The organism is Mediterraneibacter flintii (assembly GCF_055387595.1).
In genome coordinates this window covers 2,021,274-2,038,542 of sequence record NZ_AP031405.1, presented here as the reverse complement: position 1 = coordinate 2,038,542, position 17,269 = coordinate 2,021,274, and the positions used below count along the sequence as shown (strand labels likewise).

Here is a 17,269-nt window from a genome sequence, read left to right as displayed (position 1 = left end):
AAAAATATGTGTACAAAGAAACCATTGATTATACTGACTGGCCCGACAGCAGTGGGAAAGACACAAATCTCTATAAGGCTTGCAAAATGCATAGGCGGTGAGATTATATCCGCAGACTCTATGCAGGTATACCGCCATATGGATATTGGTTCGGCAAAAATTAAGCCGCAGGAGATGGAAGGGATTCCACATCATCTCATTGATGTGCTGGAACCAGATGAAGAGTTTAATGTAGTGGCTTTTCAAGATATGGCAAAGCATGCAATGGATGTGATTTATGAGAAAGGAAAAATTCCGATTGTTGTAGGCGGAACGGGATTTTATATCCAAGCGCTGCTCTATGATATTGATTTTTCCAAGGAGCAGGGTGACAGGACATACAGAAAAGCGCTTGAAAGGCAGGCCCAAGAGAAAGGAAGCGCCTGGCTGCACAGTATGTTGTATAAGCTCGACGAAAAAGCGGCAGAGGAAATTCACCCAAACAATACAAAGCGTATTATCCGCGCATTAGAATACTATCATCTGACCGGCCAAAAAATATCGGAGCATAATGCACACGAACGTGCAAAATGTTCTCCGTATCTTTCGGCTTATTTCGTGTTAAACGATGAACGCCGGCAGCTCTATGAACGCATTGACAGAAGGGTAGATAAGATGATGGAAGAAGGGCTTTTAGATGAGGTCAGAAAACTAAAAGCGATGGGAATGCATGAAAAGATGGTCTCTATGCAGGGATTAGGGTATAAGGAGCTGCTTGCCTTTCTGGATGGCAAGCTTTCCCTTGAGGAAGCAGTGTACATTATCAAACGGGATACACGTCATTTTGCGAAGCGGCAGATTACATGGTTTAAGAGGGAACGGGACGTTATCTGGCTTAACAGACAGGATTTTGCAGGGGATGAAGCGGCGATTCTGGAAAAAATGCTTTTCATTTTAAAAGAGAAAAAAATACAATTGGACAAAAAGGAATGAAAGAAAAATGACAGAGATGGAAACAATATACAAAAAGCTTGGTATCTCCAGAGAGGTATGGGAATTTGGAGAAACAATAGAAAAAAGTTTAGAACCCCGCTTCCGCGAATTCGACCGGACTGCGGAATACAATCAATTGAAAGTGCTGTATGCGATGCAGGAAAACAAAGTAAGCGAAGCCTGCTTTAACCATACAAGCGGTTATGGCTACAATGACATAGGCAGAGATACATTGGAGGCTGTCTATGCCAGTACCTTCCATACAGAAGCAGCTTTGGTGCGTCCACAGATTACCTGCGGTACCCATGCCCTTGCAATTGCGCTGGCGGCAAACTTACGTCCCGGTGATGAATTGCTGTCCCCAGCGGGGAAGCCTTATGACACATTAGAAGAGGTGATCGGGATCCGCCCGTCCAAAGGTTCACTCGCAGAATATGGCATCACATACCGGCAGGTAGAGCTTTTAGAAAACGGATATTTTGATTATCCTGCAATTGAAAAAGCACTGCATGCACATACGAAGCTCGTAACCATCCAGCGTTCAAAAGGCTACCAGACACGCCCCAGCTATTCAGTAGAGCAGATTGGGGAATTGATCTCCTTTATCAAAGAACGGCGTCCGGATGTCATCTGTATGGTAGACAACTGTTACGGAGAATTTGTAGAACGTACAGAGCCAAGTGATGTGGGCGCAGACATGATCGTAGGCTCTCTGATAAAAAATCCAGGCGGGGGACTTGCGCCAATCGGCGGCTATATCGCAGGAAAAGAAAGCTTGATCGAAAACTGTGCTTACCGTCTGACCTCACCAGGTCTGGGAAAAGAAGTGGGCGCGACTCTCGGAGTGATGAACGCCTTTTTTCAAGGCTTTTTTCTGGCTCCTACAGTGACCTGCAGTGCTCTCAAAGGGGCAGTATTTGCAGCGAATATTTATGAAAAATTAGGATTTCCTGTCGTACCAGACAGTCGGGAGTCCCGACATGACATTATCCAGGCAGTAGAGCTTGGTACGCCGGAAAGAGTCATTGCCTTCTGCAAAGGGATTCAGGCGGCAGCTCCGGTGGATAGTTATGTAAGTCCGGAGCCCTGGGCAATGCCCGGATACGACAGTGATGTGATTATGGCGGCGGGGGCATTTGTACAAGGGTCTTCTATCGAGCTGAGTGCAGACGGCCCTATTAAACCTCCTTATGCAGTATATTTCCAGGGAGGACTTACCTGGTACCATGCAAAACTGGGGATACTAAAGTCTGTGCAGGCATTGATAGATGCGGGAGGTCTCTGCTTGAATAAAAAAGAAGGAGAAATCATATGAAAATCGCAGTGATCGGAGGCGGAGCATCCGGAATGATGGCGGCGGTAGCAGCCGCCGCACAAGGAGCGCAAATTTTACTTATCGAGCAGAAGGAACGAATCGGAAAGAAGCTTTTGTCTACAGGAAATGGAAGATGTAATTTTACAAATTTAGATCAAGAGCCAATCTATTATCATTCGGAAAATGTAGCGTTTCCCTGGCATATTATAGAAAAATTCAACGCGCAGGATGCGATCTCCTTCTTTCTTAAGCTGGGCGTGTATTCCAGAAATCGGAATGGGTATCTCTATCCGAATTCCAATCAGGCCAGCGCAGTTTTAGAAGCATTTCGGATGGAATTAGAAAGACTGCATGTAGACATTTTGACAGAGACAAAATGTCTGGATATTCTGCCCGGGAAAAAACAGTTCCAAATTCAGACAACAAAAGGGAAGCTTTTTGCAGACAGAGTGATTCTGGCAGCCGGTTCCAAAGCTGCGCCCTTCACTGGTTCCGACGGTTCTGGCTATACACTGGCGAAAAAGCTTGGACACCGTATTGTACCGGTTCTTCCGGCCCTGGTGCAGCTGCACTGTAAAGAGCCCTTTTTTAAAAGCCTCTCTGGTGTCAGGGCACAGGGAAAAGTAAGTCTCTATGAAAATGGAACTTGTGTGGCACAGGAAACTGGGGAGATCCAGTTTACCAATTATGGTATCTCTGGTATTCCGGTATTTCAGATCAGTCGCTATGCCTCTGATGCACTGTATCGGGGACAGGAGGTAAAAGCAGTATTAAATTTTATGCCGGATTTTTCACAGGAGACGTTTACAGCCTTTTTAAAAGCACGTATTTCCATGCGTCCTGCAAAGACGACAGAGCAATTCTTTATTGGATTGTTTCATAAAAAGCTGGCAGAGCTTTGGGTGAAGCTAAGCGGTATCCCCCGTACAAAACAGGTAGGTCAGTGGACAAAGGAGGATATTGCGCGATTTGCAAACCTGATTTTAAATTTTACTGTGACTGTTACAAAGACGAATGGATTTGAACAGGCACAAGTGTGTGCAGGCGGTGTAGATACGCGGGAGGTAAATCCTGATACGCTGGAATCCCTGTACGTTCCAGGTCTGTACTTTACAGGGGAGCTTCTGGATGTAGACGGCGCTACAGGCGGATATAATCTTCAATTCTGCTGGTCAAGCGGGCATATTGCAGGAAGGGAGGCTTCGAAAGGTGCTTAGAATCAATCAGCTAAAAGTAAAGGAAAACCACTGTCTTAAGGATATCCAGGACAAACTGCTCCGGGTACTCTCCATTGCTCCCGATGAGCTTATCGATTTCACAATTCGGAAAAAATCTCTGGACGCGCGAAAGAAACCAGAGCTTTTCTTTGTATACACAGTGGATTTCTCTGTCAAAAGAGAAGAACTGCTCCTGCGGAGAATGAAAGGAAGGGTACAAAGAGTTGCCGATGTAAAATATGCCCTTCCCCCAAAAGGTAGCATCTCGTTTTCTTCCCGCCCCGTCGTGACCGGCAGCGGCCCTGCGGGGTTATTTTGCGCTTATCTGCTGGCACAGGCAGGGGCTGCGCCTCTTGTAATCGAAAGAGGAGGCAGTATAGAAGAACGAAAAGCAGCGGTGGAACGTTTCTGGAAAAACGGCATTTTAAATCCAAATTGTAATGTGCAGTTTGGAGAAGGGGGCGCGGGTACCTTTTCAGATGGAAAATTAAATACACTTGTAAAAGATGCTTCCGGCAGAAACCGCTATGTCCTGGAAACCTTTGTAAAGTTTGGCGCGCCGGCAGAGATTCTATACGAGCAAAAACCGCACATCGGCACAGATATACTTGCAGAGGTCATACAAAATATGCGAAAGGAAATCATCGCATTAGGAGGCGAAGTGCTGTTTCACCATCAACTGACAGAGATTGACGAAAAGCAAAAGCGGATTCAGATAAATCATAAGGAGTGGATAGATACGGATGTACTTGTTTTGGCGTTGGGACACAGTGCCAGAGATACATTTTCCATGCTTTATGAGCATCAGCTTTCTATGGAGGCGAAAGCGTTTGCAGTAGGGGTACGTATCGAGCATCCTCAAAGATGGATTGACAAATCACAGTATGGCAGGGAGGACAGAAAAAGACTTCCTGCGGCTTCCTATAAACTGGCAGAAAAATTGGAGAATGGACGCGGTGTCTATACCTTTTGTATGTGTCCGGGTGGTTATGTAGTCAACGCCTCCTCTGAGGAAGGATACCTGGCCGTCAATGGAATGAGTTATCATGGACGTTCAGGGGAGAATGCAAACAGCGCTGTCATTGTAACTGTGACACCGGAGGATTTTAAAAGTTCCCATCCTTTGGCAGGCATTGAGTTTCAGCGTACATTAGAAAAGAATGCTTGGAATGCAGGCAAGGGAAAAGTACCGGTTCAAAGACTGGAGGATTTCAGAGCCAACTGCGTAAGTACCACCTTTGGAGTATGCCGCCCCAATATCAAGGGTGCGTATAGTCTTGCGAATGTCCGGCAGATTTTTCCACCTGTACTTGCCCTGTCTCTTGAGCAGGGAATACAAAAAATGGACAAAAGAATCCATAGATTCGCCGATGCGGATGCTCTTATATCCGGTGTAGAGAGCCGTACCTCTTCTCCGATACGTATTGTAAGAAATGAAAATTTTACAGGCAGTATTCCATGGATTTATCCCTGCGGAGAGGGGGCCGGATATGCCGGAGGTATTACATCCGCGGCAATGGATGGAATCAAGACGGCAGAAGCTGTCTTAGCATTCTTCACAAAAAATTAAGAATGGAAACCTATACATGATTTTTAAATTGTGCTAAAATAAATCATTGTATTGTGTCATCACAGCAGAAAGAGGAATGAAAAGCACAAATACAATCAAAGAAATGTACTTAGAAGAACGTCCATATGAAAAATGTGAACAGTTTGGGGCAGGTAATCTGACAGATGTAGAATTACTTGCTGTTTTGTTACGTACAGGTACAAGGGGAGAAAATTCGATTCAGCTGGCGGAGAAGATTCTGCATCCTGTTTTTGCTCAGGATGGTATCTTAAATATTCATCAATGGTCTATGGAGCAGCTTATGCGGCTTAAGGGGATCGGCAAGGTAAAGGCAATTCAGATTCTATGCCTGTCGGAGCTTGCCAAACGTCTCGCAAAAGCGTCCGCATATACTGGTTTAAATTTTTCTACTCCTGCATCAATTGCGCAATACTATATGGAAGATATGCGCCATTTAAAACAGGAGATAATAAAGCTTCTGTTGTTGAATACGAAAACCAGACTTATCGGGGAAAGCAATATTTCTAAGGGCACTATCAACGCATCCATTGTCTCTCCGCGCGAGCTTTTTGTAGAGGCCCTGCAGAAAAATGCCGTATCGATCATTTTGCTGCACAATCATCCCAGTGGAGATCCTACGCCGAGTAAGGAGGATATCCTGATAACAAGAAGAGTTCGGGATGCAGGGGAGTTAATAGGAATTGAGCTGTTAGATCACATTGTTATCGGAAATAATTGTTTTACGAGCCTAAGAGAGAAAGGATTTATATAGAAGCTTAAAGAAGGGGTTAACATGGCAAGAAATGTCTATGGATTGGATTTAGGGACATATGAAATAAAAATATACGATAAAAAGACGGATGAAATCCGCAGAGAAAAAGATGTCATTGCCATGAAAGACAAGCGGTATATTTTCTCTGCCGGAGATGAAGCGTACGAAATGTACGAAAAGGCACCGGATAATATTCAAGTGGTATTTCCTATGAAAAAAGGGGTAATCGCGCATTTCGACGACATGCAGTATCTTCTCGAGAGCCTTCTGAAAAAGGAGCACCAGTTTGCACGTTCCGAATATCTTGTCGCTGTTCCAACGGATGTAACAGAGGTAGAAAAAAGAGCCTTTTACGATCTTGTTTTCCATTCGGCGGCAAAGGCGAAATCTGTAAAGATCGTAGAACGCGGAATTGCAGATGCCGTCGGCTTTGGCGCGGATATCTGGAAAGAAAAGGGAATGATGATCGCAAATTTTGGAGGAGGAACAACAGAAATTTCTGTACTTTCAAACGGTGGTATGGTCTTAAATCGTCTCATAAAAATAGGAGGAGAGCATTTTGACCTGGCTGTTTTAAATCAGGTTCGTCATCACCGAGATTTCCTGATTGGAAGACTGACGGCAGAACGTCTGCGCAGAGAATTTGGTGTGTTTGACCAGGCGACAGACGCCTCCCTTACTGTTTCTGGAAGAGATCTCGTGCATGGAGTGCCGCAGGAAAAAAGTATTTCGATAGGACTTGTAAGAGCTGCTATGAAAGAGCCGCTGGAAGAATGTGTAGAAGCGATCCGGTCTATGTTTGACAGGACGCCTCCCGATGTGCGCAGAGGAATTGAAGATAACGGTATCTATCTGACAGGAGGACTTGCAAACTTAAGAGGACTTTCTACATACTTAAAAGAAAGTACCGGCCTGGCTGTCACTGTCGCGAGCAATCCAGAGCTCTGTGCAGTAAGAGGACTTAAGAAAATCATATTGAACAAAGAATTTAAGAAACTTATGTATTCCATGTTGGATGAAGATTATAGGTGGTTAAGATAATTATGAAAAAGAAGAATCAGACGACCGGAACAAATAAATACTGGCTGTTGGGCCTTTCTCTTTTCTGTATCATGCTCATGCTCTTTTCTGTTTTTTCTGACAAGACAAAAGGCCCCTTCAAGGTGCTGGCAAATATCACAGTGATTCCTATGCAGCAGGGCATAAACCAGATCGGCGGATGGCTTACAGATATGAGTGAAAATTTTGAGACATTAGAACAGGTGCGCAAGGAGAATGAGAAACTGCAGGCAAGAGTGGATGAGCTTGTCACAGAAAATAATAATCTCCAGGAAGAGAAATATGAACTGGAACGTCTCCAGGAATTATACAAGCTGGATCAAAGCTATGCGGACTACGAAAAAACTGCCGCCCATGTAATCGGAAAGGATTCCGGAAACTGGTTCAGTACTTTTACCATCGACAAGGGAAGCTCTGACGGAATCAAAAAAGATATGAATGTCATGGCTGGAAGCGGGCTGGTAGGAATTGTAACCGAGGTTGGCCCTACCTGGGCTACGGTACGTTCTATCATTGATGATTCCAGCAATGTAAGCGGCATGGTGCTGTCTACCTCAGATCGCTGTATTGTAAACGGAGATCTTACTTTAATGAATGACGGGAAGATCCGGTTTGAGCAGATGGAAAATAATGAAAATGAAGTGGCGGTAGGAGATCAGATTGTAACTTCCTACATCAGTGATAAATATCTGCAGGGAATCTTAATCGGTTATATCAGCGAAGTGAATGTAGACTCTAATAACCTTACGCGTTCCGGCTATATAACGCCCGTTGTTGATTTCAAAAACCTACAAGAGGTTTTAGTCATTACGACAACCAAAGAAGAGCTGACAGGGGAAAGTGAATAGAAAGGGCTGTTTGCATGAAGAAAATAAAGATAAAACGAATAGGCATAACGGCGGTTTTGATTCTCGTCTGCTACCTGCTTCAATGTACGGTATTTTCCTCATTAGAGCTCGCGGGGATTAAGCCGAATCTTATGATTATACTGATTTCTTCTATAGGGTTTATGAGGGGCTCAAAAGAAGGCATGTTCGTAGGCTTCTTTTCAGGTCTGCTGATTGATATACAGTATGGAACCATAATAGGCATGTATGCGCTGATTTATCTTCTGATAGGTTATGTGAATGGCATGTTTATGCAGATGTACTATGACGAAGACATTAAGCTGCCGTTGTTTTTGATTGCGGCAAGTGAATTCGTGTTTGGACTGATTGTCTATTTTCTGATGTTTATGTTGCGCAGTGAGTTCTATTTCTGGTTTTATCTGAATCATATTATTATTCCGGAACTCATCTACACAATTGTAATAACCCTTGGTTTATATCCGCTGATTCTGTTTATCAACCACAGACTAGAAGCGGAAGAAAAAAGGAGTGCTAGTAAATTTGTTTAGAGACATTTTAGAACGAATCAAAGATGGAATGCTACAAATGTTTAAATCCAGGCTTTTTGTGCTGATTTTTGTATTTTGCACGATGTCCGTTATTTTAGTGGGCAGATTGTTTTACCTTCAGATTATAAAGGGAGAGAATTACCTGGAAAATTATGAACTGACGATCCGAAAAACAAAGGAAATACCAGGGACTCGCGGAAATATCTATGATCGGAACGGAAACCTTCTCGCATACAATGAGCTGGCATATTCTGTGACGATCGAAGATACGATTACATCCAATACAGTAGCAGAGAAAAACGAAATTTTAAATGGTATATTGGATTCTGTACTAAATATCGTAGAATCTCATGGAGATTCCGTTATCAGTGATTTCGGAATTGTACTGGATTCTGCGGGAAATTATCAGTTCTCCCAGACGGACGAGACACTCCGGCTTCGTTTTGTTGCAGATGTATACGGCCTGACTACGATTGACAAGCTGACAGAAAAACAGAAGAATCAGTCTGCCGAAGAGATTATCCATTATCTCTGTACGGATAAGGTGTATGGGTACGGGCTGGATGATGAGAAGCTGGACAAAGAGTACATCCTGAAGATGGTAAATATGCGTTATGCAATCAATCTAAATAGTTTCCAGCAGTATATGTCTACGACGCTTGCCTTTGACGTAAGTGAGGAGACGGTGGCGGCGATTATGGAGAATAAAGATTCTCTGACGGGAGTAGATGTAGAAGAGGATTCTCTGCGTCGTTATACAGACAGTAAATATTTCGCGTCCATCATCGGATATACTGGAAAGATTTCACAGGAAGAATATGACGCCCTGGATAAAAATGATAAGAAAAAATATTCTCTTTCCGATATTGTCGGAAAATCTGGGCTGGAACAGACAATGGATGAGGTGCTTCAGGGAAGTAAAGGAGAACGAACCTTCTATGTAGACAGTCTGGGAAAAGTAACGGAAACAGTAAGCAGTACAGATCCCGGAGCTGGAAATGATGTGTATCTTACGATTGACAAAGACCTGCAGGAAAAGACGTATCAGCTTTTAGAAGAAAAGCTTGCCGGTATTATTCTTTCTAAGCTGCATGATATGCTGGATTACGATCCAAGTACTGCTGAGGATGCCAGTGATATTATTATTCCGGTAGGAGATGCCTACAACGCATTCATTGCCAATGAAATTATCGATGAAACACATTTTGGAGCAGAGGATGCAGGTACGGTGGAAAAGGCAGTATATTCCGTTTTCGAAGAAAGAAAAAATGCTGCCATTCCGGAAATTATCAACTATATGCAGGATGCAGATGCTGCTGCCTACAACGAGCTCTCCGCAGAGATGCAGGCATATCTGGATTATATATCCATTGATGTGCTTCTGGAGGATACAGGAATTTTAATAAACGATGCCATAGATGTCAGTGATGAAACCTATCAGGCATGGACAAAAGAAGAAACGATCAATATAAATCAATACTTAAATTATGCGATTTCCAAAAACTGGATTGACACCTCCAAACTAGGTGATTATGTATCAGAGGAAAAATATTCGGATTCTGCGGAAATTTATCAGGGAATTTTAAAATTTTTACAAGATTATTTGAGTTCGGATATGAATTTCGACAAACTTCTCTATAAATATCTTATAAAATCAGGGAGTATCAGTGGTGCTCAGATCTGTGCCATTGTATATGAGCAGGGAGTTTTGTCTATGGATGAAGCAGCTTACAATGGACTGATTGACGGCAGTGTGAATGCATTTTCCTGGCTGTACGGTAAAATAGAGAATCTGGAAATCACACCAGGCGATCTGGCTTTGGAGCCGTGTACTGGTTCGGCGGTAGTCAGCGATCCAAATACAGGGGAAGTGCTTGCCTGTGTATCCTATCCAGGATATGACAATAACCGTCTCGCTAATACAATGGATTCTGAGTATTATAACAAACTGGTAACAGGACTATCCCGACCGTTTTATAACAATGCAACCCAAGAACGAACTGCTCCTGGTTCTACTTACAAGATGCTTGTTTCTGTAGCAGGCCTAACAGAGGGAACGATCAGTGCGGACACATTACATTTCTGTAACGGAGAATTTGAAAAAGTAACACCAAGTCCGCGCTGCTGGGCCTATCCGAATGGACACGGAGACTTAAGTGTAGTCGGAGCACTGGAGGTTTCCTGTAATGTGTTCTTCTATGAACTTGGATATGACATGAGCATGGACGGGAATGGAAATTATGACAGTGACAGAGGAACGGATACATTGGCAAAATATGCAAAAGCATTCGGGTTGGGTGAGAAATCTGGTCTGGAAATCCCAGAATCTGAACCACAGATTTCAGACGAGTACTCGATTCTTTCTGCAATCGGGCAGGGGACTAACAACTATACTGTAAGCCAGTTAAACCGTTATGTAGCCACTGTTGCAAACCGCGGAACCGTATACGATCTGACGCTTCTCAAAAAGACTACAGATGCAGAAGGAAAGCTTATCAAAGAATATGAACCTGAGGTTGTAAACACAATGGATGACATCAGTGATGAAACTTGGGATCTGGTACATCAGGGAATGATCAACATGGTTGCAAGCACTTCCAGCTTTAACGGGCTGGAGATAACTATGGCGGGAAAAACCGGTACGGCACAGCAGAGTGACATTCATCCAGACCATGCACTTTTTGTAGGGTTTGCTCCGGCAGAAGATCCGGAGATTGCAATTTCAGTCCGGATTGCCAATGGATACAATTCCGGATATACAGCTGAGATTGGCAGAGATATTGTGAAAATCAAATACGGGTTGTCCGGCTCCGATGAGTTGATTACTGGTTCCGCAGCAGAATTAGGCACGGCACTCGCAGGGGATTAGTAAAGGATGTGAGAAAATACATGGACAGACTGGTGACCATCAAAAGTAGCCGTTATGGAATGGAAATTCATTTACATTCAGAGGTGCCTTTTGACGAATTAAAAAGCGCACTGATTTTTAAACTGAAGAATTCCGCCCGTTTTTTTGAAGGTGCTCATATGGCACTTTCTCTGACAGGGCGCAAGCTTACAGAAGAGGAGGAGCATGTAATTCTTGATTTGATTTCTGAATTAACAGGAATTGACATCTTATGTATTATAGAACAAGATGAAAAGAAGGAATGGATGTACAAAAGCGTTGTAGAACAGACTCTATCCAATATTCAGAAACGGGAAGGGCAGTTTTACAGAGGAACCTTGAGTAGAAGGCAAGTATTAGAATCAGATTCCAGTATTGTGATTTTAGGAGATGTTGAGCTGGGTGCCAGGGTAGTTGCCAAAGGAAGTGTCGTAGTTGTGGGAACTCTTCAGGGGACTGTCCATGCCGGCGCTTCCGGTGATACAAGTGCTTTTGTCGTCGCACTGTCTATGCAGCCCAAACAGCTTCGCATTGGAGGGATTGAAGCGAAACGCCAGATCATTTTTCAGGAAAGTCTCTCCATAGATGGCCCCAAAATTGCAGTAGCCGAGGGAAACCATATTTATCTAGATCCACTTGTAGAGTAATCAAAGGAATAAGAAGTTGTAGGAGGAAGAAAGACATGGGCAAAGTGATTGTCATTACATCAGGAAAAGGCGGAGTCGGCAAGACGACTACGACAGCAAATATAGGAATCGGGTTATCACGTCTTGGTAAAAAAGTGATCGTAATAGATACAGATTTAGGACTTCGAAATCTGGATGTTGTTATGGGATTGGAAAACAGAATCGTATATAACCTGGTTGATGTCATAGAAGGGAGCTGCCGTCTGAAACAGGCTTTGATCAAAGACAAACGTTTTCCGGAACTATATCTGCTTCCTTCCGCACAGACGAAAGATAAAACAAGCGTCTCGCCAGAACAGATGAAAAAACTGATTGAAGATTTAAAAAATGAGTTTGACTACATCCTTCTGGACTGTCCCGCTGGAATAGAACAGGGCTTTCAAAATGCGATTGCCGGAGCAGATCGTTCCATTATCGTGACAACACCAGAAGTCTCGGCAATACGGGATGCAGATCGAATTATCGGACTTTTGGAGGCAAAAGGTATTAAGCAAAATTCTCTTTTGATCAACCGTCTGCGGGTAGATATGGTCAGAAGAGGAGATATGATGTCTGTGGAAGATGTCACAGAAATACTTGCCATTGACCTTCTGGGAGTCATACCTGATGATGAAAAGGTAGTAATTGCCACAAACCAGGGAGAACCAGTTGTCGGAGAAGATAGCCCCTCTGGACAAGCTTATGATAAAGTATGCAGAAGGCTTCTCGGAGAAGAAATCCCGATTACGGACTTTTCTCATGCAGAAGGACTGCTTACCAGATTTTCTAATCTTTTTAGAAAGAATTAGGAGGTCTTACATGAGTGTGCCATCTGTTTTTGTTGCGAAAGAAAGACTGAAAAATCTGCTGAATGCAGACAGAATGCAGTGTACACCCGATGCATGCGAGCGTTTATCTTCCGATTTATATCATACCGTATCTAAATATATGGAAATCAAACCGGAGAATTTTAACATACAGATAACACGTACAGATATACATATCAAATATACAGGAGAAAATCATTGAAATTAAAGTTATACATTCAGAACATGAAACAGAGGTATCATATAAAAGATTATAAATTCAGCCTGATTATTCTTGTGCTGATTCTGTCCGTTATTGGCATATTTATGGTTGGAAGTGCCCGTCCGGATCTTCAGACAAAGCAGATTATGGGCGTATTTATTGGAATCGGCGCTATGGCGGTGATTTCCCTTGTCGACTATAAATGGGTACTGAACTTTTATTGGATTTTATATGGTGTCAATTTGCTGCTTCTTGTGGCTGTACCATTATTCGGAGTGTCTGCAAATGGTGCAAAACGGTGGTTGGATATCGGTATTACACAGTTCCAGCCTTCGGATCTTACGAAAATCCTGATGATTTTATTTTTTGCAAGGTTTTTGTCAGACAGAGAAGCCGCAATCAATGATAAAAAGACGATTCTTCAGGGGATTGCCCTGATTCTGCCTTCTCTGTTTTTCATATATGAACAGCCGAATCTGTCTACTACGATCTGTGTCGGTGCGCTGTTCTGTGTATTGATGTTTATGGGCGGGCTTAGCTATAAGTTCATAGGTACAGTCCTGGCCATTATCATTCCAACCGCAGCAATTTTACTCGCAGTTGTAATTCAGCCAAACCAGCCTTTTTTGAAGGACTATCAGCAGAATCGTATTCTTGCCTGGCTGGAACCAGAGAAGTATGAATCAGAGGAGGCCTACCAGCAGCTTAATTCGATAACGGCGATCGGCTCTGGACAATTAACCGGAAAAGGGTATAACAATGATTCTACAGTATCTGTAAAAAACGGAAATTTTGTTTCTGAACCTCAAACAGACTTTATTTTTGCTATAATTGGAGAAGAATTGGGATTTGTGGGTTGTTGTGTTGTCATAATTTTGTTATTATTAATAGTAATAGATTGTATTTTAATAGGCTTGCGGGCAAAAGATACGGCAGGGCGCATCATCTGTGCCGGAGTCGCCGCACTGATAGGAATACAGAGCTTTATCAATATCAGTGTGGCTACCATGATATTCCCGAATACAGGAATTTCTCTGCCCTTTGTAAGCTACGGACTGACTTCTGTTGTGTGTTTTTTTATGGGAATTGGGTTCGTCTTGAATGTCGGCTTACAGCCTAACAAATATCAATAGAGGAGAGAATGCGAATATGAACATAGGATTAGTAGCGCATGATGCGAAGAAAAAACTGATGCAAAATTTCTGTATCGCATACCGCGGAATACTGAGCAAACATTCTTTGTTTGCTACAGAGACAACAGGGGTGCTGGTAGAAAGTGTGACAAATTTGAGCATCCACAAATATCTTGCGGGCCATCTGGGAGGAAAGCAGCAGCTCGGAGCACAGATAGAGCACAACGAAATGGATCTGCTTATCTTTTTCAGAGATCCGCTTACCTCACGTTCACATGAACCAGATGTCAACGACATTGTAAAATTATGTGATATGTATAATATTCCGATAGCGACAAATATTGCAACTGCGGAGGCTTTGATTCTAGCATTGGACAGAGGAGATTTAGACTGGCGTGAAATGTACAGATAAGAGCAGAAATTTAAGAAGAAGACAGAGAATCAGACAGCGAAAGAAACGGATACGCCGGCTTCTTTTATGTATAAGTCTGGTGGTAATTCTCGTGTCTGCAGGTGTCATAGGAGTGCTGGCATACCGGGACAGCCAGAAAAATTATACCGCCGAGTATGAAAGGACAGCGTATAATCAGAAACTCTTCGAAGGAGATATGTTTGCAGAAAACCTTTGTGTTTCTGATTCGGATGTAGCCTTAGCAGGCTTTACAGACAATACCAGTCTTCATGCGGCAGGGCTGTTTGACATAAATGAGGCAAACGTTCTCTATGGGTACCATCTGTATGAAAAACTGTTTCCGGCAAGTACAACAAAGGTTATGACTGCTTATGTAGCGTTGAAATATGGAAATTTGGAAGACACCGTAACAGTCAGTGAGCATGCTGTTGATTTGGAATGGGATTCCTCTGTCTGTGGTTTACAGGCGGGAGACACATTGACTTTATACGATCTGCTTTGCGGATTGCTGCTGCAGTCAGGAAATGATGCAGGAATTGCCATTGCAGAACATGTTTCAGGAAGTGAAGAGGCTTTTGTCTCTCTGATGAATGAAGAGGCAAAAAAACTAGGAGCTACAGGGACTAACTTTACAAATCCTCATGGCCTGCAGGATGAAAATCACTATACGACTGCCTATGATTTGTATCTGATGTTTAATGCGGCGCTGCAGGATGAGCGATTTGTGGAAATTCTTGAGAAAACCACTTATTCTGCTTCTATTACAGGCGGAGACGGTACGGCTCGTACGCAGGAGTGGAGCCCAACGAATTATTATGCCCTGGGCGAAGCTAAGGCCCCTGATGGTGTCCGTGTACTGGGCGGAAAGACTGGAACCACAGATGAAGCAGGTTCTTGCCTTATTCTTTACAGTGAAGATATAGAAAACCGCCCTTATATATCCATTGTTATGGGAGCAGATGAAAAGAGTATTTTATACGATGAAATGTCAGCATTACTGGCAAGGGGAATTGCGGACTGACAGGCGAATAAAAGACCCGTATCTATCTGAACGGATGTTGTTGATAGATACGGGCCTTTCTTTTTTATGATTCTGACATGCTGTGTATTCTGCCGTACAGACTGATAAGATATAGTCCGCTAAGACCTACAACCGCATATACAATCCGAGAAATCCAGCTTAGATTCCCAAAAAGGAATGCAACGAGATCAAAACGGAAAATACCTACTAAAAGCCAGTTGACTGCTCCAATAATGACAATAGTAAGGGCAGTGTTATCAAACCACTTCATGTTGTTTCCTCCTTTTTTGTATCCATACCTTCATTATTTCCACAAAAACTGGAAATATACATTTAAAAATGGTATACTTTAACGTGCGAAGCGACTATGTAAGTATTTGCATTGTATTTGAAAGGTATTATATTCATTATATTAAGGAGGAGACAATTCATTTGGCATCCAGGAAAAATAATTCCATTAATATAAAAAAATATAAAAACAGGCGCGAATGGAATGTAGGTATCGTTATTTTTATCGTTGTACTGATTTATCTGATCGTGACAGTCTTTACATATGCTACGAGTAAAAAGGTTTCTGCTTACGAGGTGCGTAAAGGAAGCATTGTAAAGGATAACTCATATACCGGCTTTGTTGTCCGCCAGGAAAGTGTTGTGTATTCTGATATAGGCGGGTATATCAGTTATTATCAGAATGAAAACAGCAAAGTAAAGGCGGGGGCATCCGTCTATGCTGTTTCCTCACAAAAGCTGACTGTTCCCACAGAAGAAAAAGCAGAGGAAGAGACAGCGGATTTAAACGAGGATATGCAGAATAATCTGATCTTTAAGATGCAGCAATTTAACGAAAATTATGATCCTCAGAAATATTCTTCTGTGTATTCTTTGAAGAATGAAATTACCACATCACTGCAGAATATAGGCAGTCAGACAAAAACCTCCCAGCTCGCGGCTGTCATAGCATCCAGCGGACAAGATGTTTCCTCTTTTCAGACATCTCAGGATGGAATCGTTGTGATGACAGTAGATGGATATGAATCTGTAACAAAAGACACGTTTACAGAAGAAAACTTTGACCGAAGCAGCTATGAGAGTATCCAATTACAGGATCAAATGCAGATAGAGGCAGGGGAGCCGGCTTATAAACTGGTCACAAGCGAAAATTGGTCTGTGATTGTTCAGCTTGATAAAGAAACAGCAGAAGAACTGAAAGAAACACAGAGCATAAAAACCAGAATCGACAAAGACAGCGAAACAATGTGGGCGGATTTTTCTGTCATAGAAAAAGATGGAAAATTTTATGGCTGCCTGGATTTTGATAATTCTATGATACGTTATGCACAGGAGCGTTATTTAAATATAGAACTCATTTTAGAGGATGAGACAGGCTTGAAAATCCCAAGGACATCTGTGGTAGAAAAAGATTTCTATGTCATTCCAGAAGAATATATTACGACTGGCGGCGACAGTTCCGACTCCGGCGTGCTGGTACAGACAGAGGGAAAAGAAGCACAGTTTAAAACCATTGATATTTATGACATTTCGGAAGAAGGGGAAGTGTATGTAAGCCTCTCCGATTTTGAAGAGGGAACGATACTCATAAAACCGGAATCCTCTGAAACATATACGATAAAGGAAAAGAAGCCTTTGAAGGGAGCATATAATATCAACCAGGGATACGCCGTATTTAAAGTAGTAGATATTCTCTGTGAAAGTGATGAATACTATATTGTGCAGGATGGAGATGCTTATGGCCTTAACAATTATGACCATATTGTGCAGGATGGAAACAGTATGAAGGAAGATGAAATTGTATTTCAATAA

The 17,269-nt window shown here is 42.6% G+C and carries 17 protein-coding genes; 16 read left to right on the top strand and 1 reads right to left on the bottom strand.

The features are described from left to right. The first annotated feature begins 6 nt into the window (after nt 1-6). The 15 genes from miaA to ACZ5C4_RS09570 all read left to right on the top strand — a co-directional run bounded on the left by miaA (nt 7) and on the right by ACZ5C4_RS09570 (nt 15,448). Nucleotides 7-972: a tRNA (adenosine(37)-N6)-dimethylallyltransferase MiaA gene (gene miaA, locus ACZ5C4_RS09640; protein ID WP_464520801.1), complete on the top strand. Its 966-nt coding sequence runs from the start codon at nt 7-9 to the stop codon at nt 970-972. A gap of 7 nt (nt 973-979) precedes the next feature. Further along, nucleotides 980-2,287 carry a methionine gamma-lyase family protein gene (locus ACZ5C4_RS09635; protein WP_464520800.1) on the top strand — a complete coding sequence of 436 codons (1,308 nt, stop codon included), beginning with the start codon at nt 980-982 and terminating at the stop codon, nt 2,285-2,287. Continuing rightward, entirely contained in the window at nt 2,284-3,504 is a 1,221-nt protein-coding gene (locus tag ACZ5C4_RS09630; protein WP_464520799.1) for a BaiN/RdsA family NAD(P)/FAD-dependent oxidoreductase, read from the top strand. Before ACZ5C4_RS09635 ends, ACZ5C4_RS09630 begins: the two co-directional genes overlap by 4 nt. Continuing rightward, nucleotides 3,497-5,074 carry an NAD(P)/FAD-dependent oxidoreductase gene (locus tag ACZ5C4_RS09625; RefSeq protein ID WP_464520798.1) on the top strand — a complete coding sequence of 526 codons (1,578 nt, stop codon included), beginning with the start codon at nt 3,497-3,499 and terminating at the stop codon, nt 5,072-5,074. Before ACZ5C4_RS09630 ends, ACZ5C4_RS09625 begins: the two co-directional genes overlap by 8 nt. A 76-nt stretch (nt 5,075-5,150) precedes the next feature. Further along, a complete protein-coding gene (radC, locus tag ACZ5C4_RS09620) occupies nt 5,151-5,846 on the top strand; it encodes a RadC family protein (protein ID WP_186874460.1) in 696 nt (231 codons plus the stop codon). 21 nt (nt 5,847-5,867) lie between these two features. After that, a complete protein-coding gene (locus tag ACZ5C4_RS09615) occupies nt 5,868-6,887 on the top strand; it encodes a rod shape-determining protein (RefSeq protein WP_464520797.1) in 1,020 nt (339 codons plus the stop codon). A gap of 2 nt (nt 6,888-6,889) precedes the next feature. Beyond that, a complete protein-coding gene (gene mreC, locus ACZ5C4_RS09610; RefSeq protein ID WP_186874462.1) occupies nt 6,890-7,753 on the top strand; it encodes a rod shape-determining protein MreC in 864 nt (287 codons plus the stop codon). 14 nt (nt 7,754-7,767) lie between these two features. Further along, nucleotides 7,768-8,301, top strand: coding sequence for a rod shape-determining protein MreD (mreD, locus tag ACZ5C4_RS09605; protein ID WP_464520796.1), 534 nt, complete (start codon nt 7,768-7,770; stop codon nt 8,299-8,301). A 28-nt stretch (nt 8,302-8,329) separates the two neighbouring features. Next, a complete protein-coding gene (locus ACZ5C4_RS09600) occupies nt 8,330-11,170 on the top strand; it encodes a penicillin-binding transpeptidase domain-containing protein (RefSeq protein WP_464522329.1) in 2,841 nt (946 codons plus the stop codon). A 20-nt stretch (nt 11,171-11,190) separates the two neighbouring features. Further along, nucleotides 11,191-11,835, top strand: coding sequence for a septum site-determining protein MinC (locus tag ACZ5C4_RS09595; RefSeq protein ID WP_186874464.1), 645 nt, complete (start codon nt 11,191-11,193; stop codon nt 11,833-11,835). A 35-nt stretch (nt 11,836-11,870) separates the two neighbouring features. Next, entirely contained in the window at nt 11,871-12,662 is a 792-nt protein-coding gene (gene minD, locus ACZ5C4_RS09590) for a septum site-determining protein MinD (protein ID WP_186874465.1), read from the top strand. Nucleotides 12,663-12,672: 10 nt separating this feature from the next. Further along, nucleotides 12,673-12,882: a cell division topological specificity factor MinE gene (locus tag ACZ5C4_RS09585; protein WP_186874466.1), complete on the top strand. Its 210-nt coding sequence runs from the start codon at nt 12,673-12,675 to the stop codon at nt 12,880-12,882. A gap of 23 nt (nt 12,883-12,905) precedes the next feature. Next, on the top strand, nt 12,906-14,015 hold the full coding sequence (locus ACZ5C4_RS09580; protein ID WP_464522328.1) for an FtsW/RodA/SpoVE family cell cycle protein: 1,110 nt from the start codon (nt 12,906-12,908) through the stop codon (nt 14,013-14,015). 16 nt (nt 14,016-14,031) lie between these two features. After that, entirely contained in the window at nt 14,032-14,427 is a 396-nt protein-coding gene (locus ACZ5C4_RS09575) for a methylglyoxal synthase (RefSeq protein ID WP_059070455.1), read from the top strand. Next, on the top strand, nt 14,411-15,448 hold the full coding sequence (locus ACZ5C4_RS09570) for a D-alanyl-D-alanine carboxypeptidase family protein (RefSeq protein WP_464520795.1): 1,038 nt from the start codon (nt 14,411-14,413) through the stop codon (nt 15,446-15,448). Before ACZ5C4_RS09575 ends, ACZ5C4_RS09570 begins: the two co-directional genes overlap by 17 nt. Nucleotides 15,449-15,512: 64 nt before the next feature. On the opposite strand, the gene ACZ5C4_RS09565 is transcribed toward ACZ5C4_RS09570, so the two are convergent. Further along, nucleotides 15,513-15,719, bottom strand: a complete 207-nt coding sequence (locus tag ACZ5C4_RS09565; protein ID WP_186874468.1) for a DUF378 domain-containing protein — start codon at nt 15,717-15,719, stop codon at nt 15,513-15,515. Between the two features lie 161 nt (nt 15,720-15,880). Between ACZ5C4_RS09565 and ACZ5C4_RS09560 the strand changes: the two genes are divergently transcribed. Further along, nucleotides 15,881-17,269 (top strand): biotin/lipoyl attachment domain-containing protein, encoded by a 1,389-nt coding sequence (locus ACZ5C4_RS09560; protein ID WP_464520794.1) that lies wholly within the window; start codon nt 15,881-15,883, stop codon nt 17,267-17,269.